At 61.1% G+C, this 11904-nt stretch carries 14 protein-coding genes and 1 other RNA gene; 6 read left to right on the top strand and 9 right to left on the bottom strand.

All coding sequences use genetic code 11. The annotated features are described in order from the left end of the window. Positions 1–27: 27 nt before the first annotated feature. The 7 genes from JFT86_RS07975 to JFT86_RS07945 all read right to left on the bottom strand — a co-directional run bounded on the left by JFT86_RS07975 (position 28) and on the right by JFT86_RS07945 (position 7817). Entirely contained in the window at positions 28–1644 is a 1617-nt protein-coding gene (locus JFT86_RS07975; RefSeq protein ID WP_201236364.1) for an iron ABC transporter permease, read from the bottom strand. Positions 1645–1778: 134 nt separating this feature from the next. After that, positions 1779–2783, bottom strand: coding sequence for an extracellular solute-binding protein (locus tag JFT86_RS07970; protein WP_201236363.1), 1005 nt, complete (start codon positions 2781–2783; stop codon positions 1779–1781). A 222-nt stretch (positions 2784–3005) separates the two neighbouring features. After that, entirely contained in the window at positions 3006–4223 is a 1218-nt protein-coding gene (locus tag JFT86_RS07965; RefSeq protein WP_201238569.1) for a 2-octaprenyl-3-methyl-6-methoxy-1,4-benzoquinol hydroxylase, read from the bottom strand. Positions 4224–4232: 9 nt separating this feature from the next. Continuing rightward, positions 4233–4718 (bottom strand): DUF4442 domain-containing protein, encoded by a 486-nt coding sequence (locus JFT86_RS07960; RefSeq protein WP_201236362.1) that lies wholly within the window; start codon positions 4716–4718, stop codon positions 4233–4235. Further along, positions 4711–5898 (bottom strand): 2-octaprenyl-6-methoxyphenyl hydroxylase, encoded by a 1188-nt coding sequence (gene ubiH, locus JFT86_RS07955; RefSeq protein WP_201236361.1) that lies wholly within the window; start codon positions 5896–5898, stop codon positions 4711–4713. The genes JFT86_RS07960 and ubiH overlap by 8 nt, the downstream gene beginning before the upstream one ends. Beyond that, complete coding sequence (gene pepP, locus JFT86_RS07950; RefSeq protein ID WP_201236360.1) at positions 5895–7229, bottom strand: Xaa-Pro aminopeptidase; 1335 nt, start codon at positions 7227–7229, stop codon at positions 5895–5897. Before pepP ends, ubiH begins: the two co-directional genes overlap by 4 nt. 27 nt (positions 7230–7256) lie before the next feature. Then, positions 7257–7817, bottom strand: coding sequence for a YecA family protein (locus JFT86_RS07945; protein ID WP_201236359.1), 561 nt, complete (start codon positions 7815–7817; stop codon positions 7257–7259). A 118-nt stretch (positions 7818–7935) separates the two neighbouring features. Here JFT86_RS07945 and JFT86_RS07940 point away from each other — a divergent pair, with 118 nt between their 5' ends. The 4 genes from JFT86_RS07940 to JFT86_RS07925 all read left to right on the top strand — a co-directional run bounded on the left by JFT86_RS07940 (position 7936) and on the right by JFT86_RS07925 (position 9353). Next, the gene (locus tag JFT86_RS07940) at positions 7936–8145 is read left to right on the top strand and encodes a TIGR02449 family protein (RefSeq protein WP_103302507.1); all 210 of its coding nucleotides are present in this window, start codon (positions 7936–7938) and stop codon (positions 8143–8145) included. Next, a complete protein-coding gene (locus JFT86_RS07935) occupies positions 8142–8459 on the top strand; it encodes a cell division protein ZapA (RefSeq protein WP_007967943.1) in 318 nt (105 codons plus the stop codon). The genes JFT86_RS07940 and JFT86_RS07935 overlap by 4 nt, the downstream gene beginning before the upstream one ends. Before the next feature lie 30 nt (positions 8460–8489). Next, a non-coding RNA gene (ssrS, locus tag JFT86_RS07930) (6S RNA) lies at positions 8490–8668 on the top strand. A gap of 79 nt (positions 8669–8747) precedes the next feature. Then, positions 8748–9353, top strand: a complete 606-nt coding sequence (locus JFT86_RS07925; RefSeq protein WP_103302508.1) for a 5-formyltetrahydrofolate cyclo-ligase — start codon at positions 8748–8750, stop codon at positions 9351–9353. A 36-nt stretch (positions 9354–9389) separates the two neighbouring features. Here JFT86_RS07925 and JFT86_RS07920 read toward each other — a convergent pair whose 3' ends face one another. Continuing rightward, positions 9390–9545 carry a hypothetical protein gene (locus JFT86_RS07920; protein WP_007911192.1) on the bottom strand — a complete coding sequence of 52 codons (156 nt, stop codon included), beginning with the start codon at positions 9543–9545 and terminating at the stop codon, positions 9390–9392. 197 nt (positions 9546–9742) lie between these two features. Between JFT86_RS07920 and JFT86_RS07915 the strand changes: the two genes are divergently transcribed. Continuing rightward, a complete protein-coding gene (locus tag JFT86_RS07915; RefSeq protein WP_201236358.1) occupies positions 9743–10195 on the top strand; it encodes an EVE domain-containing protein in 453 nt (150 codons plus the stop codon). Between the two features lie 115 nt (positions 10196–10310). Here JFT86_RS07915 and JFT86_RS07910 read toward each other — a convergent pair whose 3' ends face one another. Then, positions 10311–10718: a flagellar basal body-associated protein FliL gene (locus JFT86_RS07910; RefSeq protein ID WP_201236357.1), complete on the bottom strand. Its 408-nt coding sequence runs from the start codon at positions 10716–10718 to the stop codon at positions 10311–10313. Between the two features lie 150 nt (positions 10719–10868). Here JFT86_RS07910 and JFT86_RS07905 point away from each other — a divergent pair, with 150 nt between their 5' ends. Continuing rightward, positions 10869–11846 (top strand): NADPH:quinone oxidoreductase family protein, encoded by a 978-nt coding sequence (locus JFT86_RS07905; protein WP_201236356.1) that lies wholly within the window; start codon positions 10869–10871, stop codon positions 11844–11846. The last annotated feature ends 58 nt before the right edge of the window (positions 11847–11904 follow it).

The raw sequence follows: 11904 nt of genomic DNA, 5'->3' as shown, positions 1-11904 counted from the left end.
TGTAGCCGCATGATTCAGGACTGACGACTAAGTGTTTCGATGCGCCGAGCGGCGGATCAGGCCAATGACCGGCAATAACCCGACCAATACCAGCGTCAATGCCGGCAGCGACGCCCGCGCCCATTCACCTTCGCTGGTCATTTCGAAGATGCGTACTGCCAGCGTGTCCCAGCCAAACGGGCGCATCAGCAGGGTCGCGGGCATTTCCTTGAGGACATCGACGAACACCAGCAACGCAGCGCTCAACGTGCCGGGCAGCAAAAGTGGCAGATACACTTTGAAAAACAGTCGCGGCCCACTGACACCCAGGCTACGTGCCGCTTCGGGCAAAGACGGCGGTATACGCGCCAGACTGTTTTCCAGCGGCCCGTAGGCGACAGCGATGAATCGCACCAGATAAGCCATCAGCAGCGCCGCCAGACTGCCCAGCAGCAGGGGTTTGCCGGCGCCACCGAGCCAGCCCGAGAGCGGGATCACCAGTTCGCGATCCAGATAACTGAACGCCAGCATGATCGACACCGCCAGCACCGAGCCCGGCAAGGCATAACCGAGGTTGGCCAGACTGACCCCGGACCGGATCGCCCGTGTCGGCGCCAACCGTCGGGCAAACGCCAGCAACAACGCGACGCTGACCGTGATCAGCGCCGCCATGCCGCCCAGATACAGGGTGTGCAGAATCAGCCCGGCGTAGCGTTCATCCAGATCGAAGCGCCCACGCTGCCAGAACCAGACAATCAGTTGCAGCAGCGGAATCACGAAGGCGCAGGCGAAGATCAGGCCGCACCAGCTCATCGCCGCAAACGCCTTGAACCCGCGCAAGTGGTACAGGGCCATGACCCGTGGCCGCTCGTTGCTCGCCCGGTTGGCCCCGCGCGCTCGGCGCTCGCCGTACAGCACCAGCATCACCACCAGCAACAACAGGCTGGCCAGTTGCGCCGCGCTCGGCAGGCTGAAGAAGCCGTACCAGGTTTTGTAGATCGCGGTGGTGAAGGTGTCGAAGTTGAACACCGAGACTGCACCGAAGTCCGCCAGGGTTTCCATCAGTGCCAGCGCCACGCCGGCACCGATGGCCGGACGCGCCATCGGCAACGCCACGCGCCAGAACGCTTGCCACGGCGATTGCCCAAGCACTCGTGCGGCTTCCATCAGGCCTTTGCCCTGCGCAAGGAACGCGGTGCGCGCCAGCAGATAAACGTAGGGATAGAAGACCAGCACCAACACCACAATCACCCCGCCAGTGGAACGCACTCGCGGTAGGCGCAGGCCTGTGCCGAACCATTCGCGCAGCAGCGTTTGCACCGGGCCGGCGAAATCCAGCAAGCCGACGAAGACGAAGGCCAGCACGTAGGCCGGGATGGCGAACGGCAGCATCAGCGCCCAGTCGAGCCAGCGCCGCCCGGGAAATTCACAGAGGCTGGTGAGCCAAGCAAGGCTGACGCCCAGCAGCGTCACGCCAACACCGACACCGAGTACAAGGGTCAGCGTGTTGCCGAGCAGGCGCGGCATCTGGGTTTCCCACAGGTGCGACCAGATCTGCTGATCGATGGTCTGCCAGGAGAGCAGCAGGACGCTCAGGGGTAACAGCACCAACGCGGCGATGGCGAAGACGATGGGGTACCAGCGGCGTTGGGCGGGGTGGGCCACTTCGAAGGTCTCGCGGGAAAATCGTGGAGTTTAGGGAAAAAAGCAAAAAGATCGCAGCCTCCGGCAGCTCCTACAGGTGATCTCATGTAGGAGCTGCCGAAGGCTGCGATCTTTTGATCTTTACAACAGCAGACTCAGTTCCAGCCCGCCCGATCCATCATGCGGATTGCCTCGGCCTGACGCTTGCCCGCCACTTCCACCGGCAAAGTATCCGCCACGAACTGGCCCCACGCTGCCACTTCTTCCGAAGGTTTCACCGCAGGGTTGGCCGGGAATTCCTGGTTTACGTCAGCAAAAATCTTTTGCGCCTCAGGCGTGGTCATCCACTCGACCAGGGCTTTGGCGGCCTCCGGGTGCGGCGCGTGTTTGGTCAGGCCGATCCCCGACAGGTTGACGTGAACGCCGCGATCCGCCTGATTGGGCCAGAACAGTTTCACCGGCAGATCCGGCTTCTGCTTGTGCAGACGGCCGTAGTAGTAAGTGTTGACGATGCCGACGTCGCACTGACCAGCGTTGATCGCTTCGAGCACCGCGACGTCATCGGAGAACACGTCGGTGGACAGGTTGTTGACCCAGCCCTTGAGGATCTTCTCGGTTTTCTCGGCGCCGTGGACTTCGATCATGGTCGCGGTCAGCGACTGGTTGTAGACCTTCTTCGCCGTGCGCAGGCACAGGCGCCCTTCCCAGTTCTTGTCGGCCAGCGCTTCGTAGGTGGTCAGTTCGCCCAGTTTCACCCGATCAGTGGAATAGGCGATGGTCCGCGCGCGCAGGCTCAGGCCGGTCCAGGCATGGCTCGACGAGCGGTATTGAGCGGGAATGTTGGTGTCGATGGTCTTCGAGGTGAACGGCTGGAGGATGCCCATCTGCTCGGCCTGCCAGAGGTTGCCGGCATCGACGGTCAGCAGCAGGTCGGCGGTGGCGTTCTCGCCTTCGGCCTTGATGCGCTGCATCAGCGGCGCTTCCTTGTCGGTGATGAACTTGATCTTCACCCCGGTCTTGGCGGTGTAGGCATCGAACACCGGTTTGATCAGCTCATCGATGCGCGACGAGTAAACCACCACCTCATCAGCGGCCTGGGCCGTGGTGCTGCCGATCAGGGTCAAGGCCAGTGCGGTCAGAAGACGCTTGGGTGCCAACATGGGAGTGGTCTCTCGGTCGGGAAATGTGGGCCAAATGATAAGGACTCACATTTACCATCTCAATCGAACACTTTTTGAAGGAGTTACCAGATGTTGCACAACCTGAAATGTGCTGTGGCTGGACTGGCGCCATCGCGAGCAGGCTCACTCCTACAGGGGGAATGCATTCCAAATATAGGAGTGAGCCTGCTCGCGATGAAGCCGTCAGCAGCAACGCAAAGATCAGGCTTTGGCCAAGGCCGGAAGATCACCCGTCAACCCGAGGGCTTCGCGCACGAACAAGGCCTTGGCCTCGGGCATCTGCTCGACCAGTTTCAAACCAGTGTTGCGCAACCAGCGCAGCGGCAACGGATCAGCCTGGAACAACCGCTCAAACCCTTCCATCGCCGCCATCAGCGCCAGATTGTGCGGCATGCGCCGACGCTCGTAGCGGCTCAGCACCTTCACATCCGCCAGCCGCTCACCGCGTTCAGCAGCTTGCACCAGCACTTCGGCCAGCACGGCGGCGTCAAGGAAACCGAGGTTCACACCCTGCCCCGCCAACGGGTGAATGGTGTGCGCCGCGTCGCCGATCAGTGCCAGCCCTTCGGCGACATAACGCTTGGCGTGGCGCTGGCGCAGCGGCACACACAGGCGCGGATCAGCGCTGATCACTTCGCCGAGACGCCCCTCGAAGGCGCGCTCCAGTTCACGGCAGAAATCCGCTTCATCCAGCGCCATCAAACGCTCGGCCTCGCTCGGCGTGGTTGACCAGACGATCGAGCACCAATCCTGCTGGCCGTCACGCTCCAGTGGCAGAAACGCCAACGGGCCGTGATCGGTGAAGCGCTGCCACGCGGTCATCTGGTGCGGTTTGCTGCTGCGCACACTGGTGACGATGGCGTGATGCAGATAATCCCATTCGCGGGTCGCCACGCCGGTCAGACGGCGTACGGCCGAATTGGCGCCATCCGCTGCAATCACCAGCGGCGCACGCAATTGCCGACCATCGGCCAGGGTCAGCAGCCAGTCATCGCCGGAACGACGCATCTGTTCCAGCCGCGCATTGGCCAGCATGCCCAGATCGCAGTCGTGCAAGCGGTCGAGCAAAGCATCCTGGACCACGCGGTTCTCGACGATATGGCCGAGGACATCGGCGTGCACGCTGCTTGCTGAAAAGTGAATCTGCCCGGTGCCGCTGCCGTCCCACACGTGCATGTCGGTGTACGGACTGCTGCGGCGTTTAGCGATGCCTTCCCAGACGCCAAGGCGTTCGAGGATCCGCTGGCTGGCCGCCGACAGCGCACTGACACGCGGTTCAAACGCCGCATCGGCATCGAACGGTTTGACGCTCAACGGGCTGCCATCGAGCAGCAACACTTCCAGCCCGCTGTCCTGCAACGCCAGCGCCAGGGCGCTGCCGACCATTCCGGCTCCGACAATCAGCAGATCTGCGCGCATTTCCATGCTTTAAGCCTGTCTCGCTTGCGGCTTGAGCCGCACGTAAAGGGTTTTACCGACCCGCGCCACAAGATTGCCGGCGCCGTCATGAATGTCGACCTGCAACTGCGGCAGGTATTTCTCGCCACCGGCAGTCTGCCGGCGGACCTCGTCGAGCAAGGTGTCGTCGATGGTGAAGCGAGCGAATACCGGGCCTTTGCCCGGTGCAATAAAGTCGATATCGGCGGCCTTGTCCCAGACGATGTAACGCGAGCCGAGGTTTTCCATGAGCATCAGCATGAAAAACGGATCGACCATCGAATACAGACTGCCGCCGAACTGCGTACCGACGTAATTGCGGTTGTACCAGCCCAGACCCATCGACACCTGAATGTCGCGGAAGTCATCACTGATGTGCCGCACCCGCACACTGGCGCCAAGGTATGGCGGATAGAAAGTCATCACCCAGCGCATCAGCCGCGCCTTGCCGAACGAACGCATCAACCAGTTACGCATCCGGACGTGTTCCCAAGCCCATGGCCTGACGCGCAAACCAGCGCTTGGCCGGTGGCAGCAGATCGAGGCCGAGCAAACCGATGTTGCGACCCAGCGAGACCAGCGGCTGCGTGCTGCCGAACAGGCGCGTGACCTGATCGGAGAAGCCGACGGTGAGGTCCTGATCGAGACGCTGACGCTCGCGATACGCCTGCAAGGTGGCGAAATCGCCGAGCGGTTTGTCGCTGGTCAACAGAGCGGCAGCCAAGGCGTCGGCATCGCGCAGAGACAAGTTGAAACCCTGCCCGGCAATCGGATGCAGGCTATGTGCTGCGTTGCCGAGCACGGCCAGATGCGAGCGCACTTGTTCTTCAGCTTCGACCAGCGACAACGGATACAAATGTCGCGCACCGACCTGTTTCAAGGTGCCGAGACGATAGCCGAACACGCCCTGCAATTCGCTGAGAAAATCACGCTCGCTCAAGTCCGCCAGACGCTGCGCGTCCATGCCCAGACGCGTCCAGACCAGAGCGCAGCGATTTTCCGGCAGCGGCAGCAGCGCCATCGGACCTTCGTCGGTGAAGCGCTCGAAGGCCATGCCGTTGTGCGCTTCGCTCGGGGTGATGTTGGCGATCAGCGCACTCTGGTTATACGGACGCTTGCGCACGTTGATGCCCAATTGCTCGCGCAGGCGGGAGCGCCCGCCATCGGCGAGCACCGCGAGGTCGCATTCAAGTGTGGTTTCATCGTTGAGGGTCAGGCGGTAGCCATCCGGCAGCGGCTCCATGCGCGTGACTTCCGCCGGGCAACGCCAACTGATCACGTCTTTATCGATGTGCTGCCACAGGCACTGGCCGAGCCAGGCGTTTTCCACCACGTAACCGAGCGCCGGCACGCCCTCTTCCATCGCCGACAAACGCGCGGTGGAGAAGCGGCCACGGTCGGAGACGTGAATCTGTTTGATCGGTTCGGCGCGGCGGGAGATCTCCTGCCACACGCCCAACCGTTGATAGATCTGCCGCGAGCCAAAGGAAAGCGCCGACGACCGTGCGTCGTAGCTCGGCTGCCAGCTGTCGCCGGGAGCGAACGGTTCGATCAGCACGATCTTCCAGCCGCGAGCCTTGGCCCCGGCCTGCAAGGCCAACGCCAGACTGGCGCCTACCAGGCCGCCACCGATGATTGCCAGATTGACTCGACTCATGCTGCGTGTGTCCGTGCTTGCGCCATCAGCGCTTCGATCTCGGCGACGGTTTTGGGTACGCCGTTGGTGAGGATTTCACAACCGCTTTTAGTCACTACCACGTCGTCCTCGATGCGCACGCCAATGCCGCGCCATTTCTTCGCTACGTTCTGGTTGTCCGGGGCAATATAGATACCCGGCTCCACGGTCAGCGCCATGCCGACCTCCAGCACGCGCCATTCGCCGCCGACCTTGTACTCGCCGACGTCATGCACATCCATGCCCAGCCAGTGGCCAGCACGGTGCATGTAAAACGCTTTATAGGCTTCGGTCGCAATCAACTCGTCGACGTCACCTTCCAGCAGCCCCAACTTCAGCAACCCGCTGGTAATCACTCGAACAGTGGCTTCATGGGCCTGGTTCCAGTGTTTGTTCGGCGCAATTTCGGCGAATGCGGCTTCCTGCGAAGCCAATACCAATTCGTAGATCGCTTTCTGCTCGGGCGAAAACTTGCCATTGACCGGCCAGGTGCGGGTGATGTCGCTGGCGTAGCAGTCGATCTCGCAACCGGCGTCGATCAGCACCAGATCGCCGTCCTTGAGCAACGCGTCATTCTGCTGGTAATGCAGGATGCAGCTGTTGCGCCCGGCGGCGACGATCGAGCCGTAGGCCGGCATCTTCGCCCCGCCCTTGCGGAATTCGTAGTCGAGTTCGGCTTCGAGACTGTACTCGTAAAGCCCGGCTCGACTGGCCTGCATCGCGCGGATATGAGCTTGCGCCGAGATCCGGGCGGCTTCGCGCATCACCTTCACTTCTGCCGCCGATTTATACAGGCGCATGTCGTGCAGCAGATGATCCAGCGCAACGAATTCGTTCGGTGGCTGGGCGCCGAGGTGCGCTTTAGAGCGGATCACGTTGATCCAGTCCATCAGGTGACGGTCGAATTCGGGGTTGCTGCCCATCGCCGAATACACCCGGTCACGACCTTCGATCAGGCCCGGGAGAATGTCGTCGATGTCGGTGATGGGAAACGCGTCGTCGGCGCCGAAGTCGCGGATCGCGCCTTCTTGCCCTGCGCGCAGACCGTCCCACAATTCGCGTTCGGCGTTGCGCTCACGGCAGAACAGCACGTATTCGCCGTGCTCCCGGCCGGGCATCAAGACGATGACGGCCTGTGGCTCGGGAAACCCGCTGAGGTACTGGAAGTCGCTGTCCTGGCGGTAGACGTGCTCGACGTCGCGGTTGCGAATCGCCACCGCGGCGGCGGGCAAAATCGCGATGCTGTTGGGTTCCATCTGCGCCATCAGGGCCTTGCGGCGACGGCTGTATTCCGCTTTCGGGATATGGGTCATGGGCAGATGGCTTTCCCTGGCACGCGATTAATGCAGCGACGGCTTGGCGGCTGGCGGCACGTCGGCTTTTTTGGTTTCCGAGAACAGCAGCAGCGGCGCGACGCGCAGGTACTCCATGACTTCCATGTAGTCGGTTTCGCCGTCTTCGGACTCTTCCAGGGCGTCTTGCACCTGGGAAATGGCGGCCAGATCCTGCAGCACTTCGGTGGCTTCAGTGCTGAGCATGCTGCTGTCGCGGCAGTTCAGGCCGAAACCGCTGAGAAAGCCCTGGCACCACTCGCCCAATGCAGCGGCGCGGTCAGCCAGCGGTGCGTCATCGGTCGGCAGCAGCAGAACAACAGTGACGTCGTCGCCGGTCAGCTCACCTTTGACCATCTCTTGCAGGCCGATCAGGGCGTTGCGGACGTTGTCCTGGATGTCGCCTTCGAGCAGTTCGGCGGCGTCGATCAGCCAGCCTTCGTTATCGAAGCCGGCACCGGCGCAACTGCGTCCGAGCAGCACGCCATGCAGTTCGGCAGGCGAGACGTTGTGGCCGCTGGAAGTCAGCAGGGTGGCAAAGGCTTGGTATGGGGAATTCTGAATGGGCATGGGCAGCTAGGCGCCAGACGGCGCTATGTCTAGAATGAAGGCCTTGTATCCTACATCGACAGACTCGCCAAGACTATTAAAGGCTGTCCGCCAGCTAACCCATCAGACAGTGAACACAATGGAAGACAACGACCTGCAAGCGCTGATGGCCAGACTCGAACTGCTGATTGGCCGAGTCGAGCAACTAAAGAGCCAAAACGGACTCTTACTAGCTCAGGAAAAGACCTGGCGCGAGGAACGCGCGCACCTCATTGAAAAAAACGAAATCGCCCGGCGTAAGGTCGAATCGATGATTTCGCGCCTCAAGGCCCTGGAGCAAGACTCATGAGTTCAAGCAATAGCGTTACCGTGCAGATCCTCGACAAAGAGTATTCGATCATCTGCCCGCAGGAAGAACGCAGCAATCTGGTCAGCGCCGCACGCTACCTGGACGGCAAGATGCGCGAGATCCGCAGCAGCGGCAAAGTCATCGGTGCCGACCGCATTGCCGTGATGGCCGCGCTGAACATCACCCACGACCTCTTGCACAAAGAAGAGCGCCCGGACATCCAGGCCAGTGGCTCGACCCGTGAACAGGTGCGCGACTTGCTCGATCGTGTCGATCTGGTGCTGGCCGACGATCCGGACATCAGCAAGGGCTGATTCGCCAGGCCGCTTGAGGTATACTCGCGGCACTCCCTGGGGTGCTTGCCAGTTGACGATGTCCCTGAGCCGATTCGCACTACCCTGGAAGTTGCACGTTGGGCTGGTGTGCATGTCCGCCAGACGGAAAGCCTTAAAGTCTACTGCATCTTCCACCTTGAACTTTCGGGTTCAAGGGCTAAGTTGACAGCGGTTCATCCGGGGAGCCTGATTCGAATCCGATGTCGGTGAAAACCGCCATCGGATTTTTTATGCGTACGTTTTCGTCCAACCTGCCGAAGCCGAACCATGACCGAACCCGCGCTACTGCCCCGTCCGCAACTCCGTCGCCTGCTGCGCAAGGCGCGCCGTTCACTGACTCCCGGTGAACAACGGCAGGCTGCCAAAGGCCTGTTCCGGCAACTGGCCCAAGACCCGCATTTTCGCCGGGCAAAACATATCTCCCTGTACCTGCCCACCGACGGTGAAATCGACCCGCGACTGCTGCTGCGCGAAGCACAGCGCCGAGGCAAGGCCACATATTTGCCGGTACTTAGCGCCTGGCCACGAACCAAAATGGTTTTCCAGCGCATCCGCCCCGGCGAGAAACTCAAACCCAATCGCTTCCGTATCCTAGAACCGCGTGCGCAATTGGCGCGCCAGCGGAAAATCTGGACACTGGACCTGGTGTTGTTACCACTGGTGGGGTTTGACGACGTCGGTGGACGGTTGGGGATGGGCGGCGGCTTTTATGATCGCAGCCTGGCGTACCTGGCACGGCGCCAGAACTGGCGCAAGCCGACGCTGCTGGGGCTGGCCCATGAATGTCAGAAAGTCGAACGACTGGCGCAGGCGAGTTGGGATGTACCGTTACAAGGCACGGTCACCGACAAGGCATGGTATTTCGCAGGATAGGACGCCGCGCAGATCAGCAGCGTCGGGAAGTCAGTTTCAGCGCTTGAAGGCGGTCGACTGTTGAACCTGTTGCGCCACTTCAATCGGAGCATCGGCCTTGTTGGCCCACAGGCTTTGCGCATAACCGGTGGTCACGACACCGAGGCCGAACAAAATCACCAAAGTCCACAGCAAATCCGGTTTGCGTTTCATCGATTGCCCCCCTCAAGGCACATCATCACGATGACAGCAGCGGTTTCCATTCGTAGGCCGTGCAGCAGCGTCAAGCTTTAAAGGCCGGCATTTTGCGGCAACGTGAACCTGCACGCAAACGCTGACGTCAACCGACCGTCGGTTTGTCATAAAATTGCCCGACAACTTGCCCAATCAACGCTCCAGGAGCAAAAAAGATGGCCTATTGGCTGATGAAATCCGAGCCGGACGAACTCTCGATCAAAGGTCTGGAAAAACTCGGCAAAGCGCGCTGGGACGGGGTTCGCAACTATCAGGCGCGCAACTTCCTGCGGGCCATGGCGGTGGGAGATGAGTTCTTTTTCTACCATTCCAGCTGCCCGGAGCCCGGGATTGCCGGGATCGGAAAAATAATCGAGGCGGCGTACCCGGATCCCACCGCACTGGAGCCGGAAAGTCATTACTTCGATCCGAAGGCCACACCCGAGAAAAACGCCTGGAGTGCGATCGATGTGGCGCATGTCGAGACGTTTGCGCGGGTGTTGAAGCTCGATTATCTGAAGCAGCAGACGGCGTTGGCCGAGATGCCGTTGGTGCAGAAGGGTTCGCGGTTGTCGGTGATGCCGGTGACGGCAGAGCAATGGGCGGCGGTGATCGCCCTGAAACCCTGAAGAATATGTTGCCTGAAACATCGCCATCGCGAGCAGGCTCACTCCTACAGGGGAACGCATTCCAATTGTAAGAGTGAGCCTGCTCGCGATAGGGCCAGCCCGGACAACAAATGACTTATTGAATGATCAGGTTGTTGAACAACAGATCCTCAACCACCGGTTTGCCGGTCTCGTCATTCATTACTTGCTGTGTCTGCTTCAGCGCTTCCTGACGCAGCTTTTCCTTACCCTCGATGCTGCCCATCGCCTCGGTGGTCTGCTGGGTGAACAGCGCCACGAGTTGATTGCGGATCAGCGGCTCGTTGGCCTTGACCAGTTTGGTCGACTCTTCGCCCGTCACCCGCAACGCCACGTCGGCCTTGTAGACCTTCAGCTTCGGCGTGCCGTCCAGCCCGTAGTTGCCCACAAACGGCGGGCTCAGGGTGATGTAGTTGACCTTCGGCGCCTCGCCTTCTTTGGCTTCTTCGGCCAGCGCTGCCACAGGCAGAGACAGGGCCAGCAACAACATGATCCACGCTTTCACAATTCGCTCCTTATCCGGTTTGCGGCCTAGCATAACGACCCGCCGCGCAAGCACAAGCTTATGGCTGACTATCAGGGTCGGGCATGCTCGTTGACCCGTTGACTGACACACCTACACTTATCGGCCATCACTCCCAAAGGAATAGCCCTGATGAAAGCCGTGCTGTGCAAAGCCTTCGGCCCTGCCGAATCGCTGGTGCTGGAAGACGTCGCCAGCCCTGTCGCGAAAAAGAACGAAATCCTGCTGGACGTGCACGCCGCCGGGGTCAACTTCCCGGACACGCTGATCATCGAGGGTAAGTACCAGTTCAAACCGCCCTTCCCGTTCTCCCCGGGCGGTGAAGCCGCTGGCGTGGTTCGCGAAGTCGGCGAAAAGGTCAGTCATCTCAAGGTCGGCGATCGGGTCATGGCCCTGACCGGCTGGGGCAGTTTCGCCGAACAGGTCGCGGTGCCGGGCTATAACGTCCTGCCGATTCCGCCGTCGATGGACTTCAACACCGCCGCCGCTTTCAGCATGACCTACGGCACCTCGATGCACGCGCTCAAGCAGCGCGCCCATCTGCAACCGGGCGAAACCCTGCTGGTACTCGGTGCGTCCGGCGGTGTCGGCCTCGCTGCCGTGGAAATCGGCAAAGCCATGGGCGCGCGCGTGATCGCCGCCGCCAGCAGCGCCGAGAAACTGGCAGTCGCCAAAGCTGCCGGCGCCGATGAACTGATCAACTACAGCGAAACCAGCCTCAAGGACGAAATCAAACGCCTCACCGACGGCCAGGGCGCCGACGTGATTTACGATCCGGTCGGTGGCGACCTGTTCGATCAAGCCATCCGCGCCATCGCCTGGAACGGCCGTCTGCTGGTGGTCGGCTTCGCCAGCGGGCGCATTCCCGAACTGCCGGTCAACCTTGCGCTGCTCAAGGGCGCGGCAGTGCTCGGGGTGTTCTGGGGCTCGTTCGCCCAACGCCAGCCACAGGACAACGCGGCGAACTTCCAGCAATTGTTCGGCTGGTTTGCCGAGGGCAAGTTGAAACCGCTGGTATCGCAGGTTTATCCGCTAAGCAATGCGGCGCAGGCGATCAATGATCTTGGCCAGCGCAAGGCTGTGGGCAAGGTGGTGGTGCAGGTGCGCTGAGAAACTCTCGACGAAGGCCAGAGTTGCCTGTCCGGTAATTCTGGCTTTCCGTTTATTG

This window comes from Pseudomonas sp. TH06 (genome assembly GCF_016651305.1).
In the GTDB taxonomy this organism is placed as follows: Bacteria; Pseudomonadota; Gammaproteobacteria; order Pseudomonadales; family Pseudomonadaceae; genus Aquipseudomonas.
Note: the sequence above shows the minus strand (reverse complement) of the source record. Positions and strands in the feature narration are given on the sequence as shown.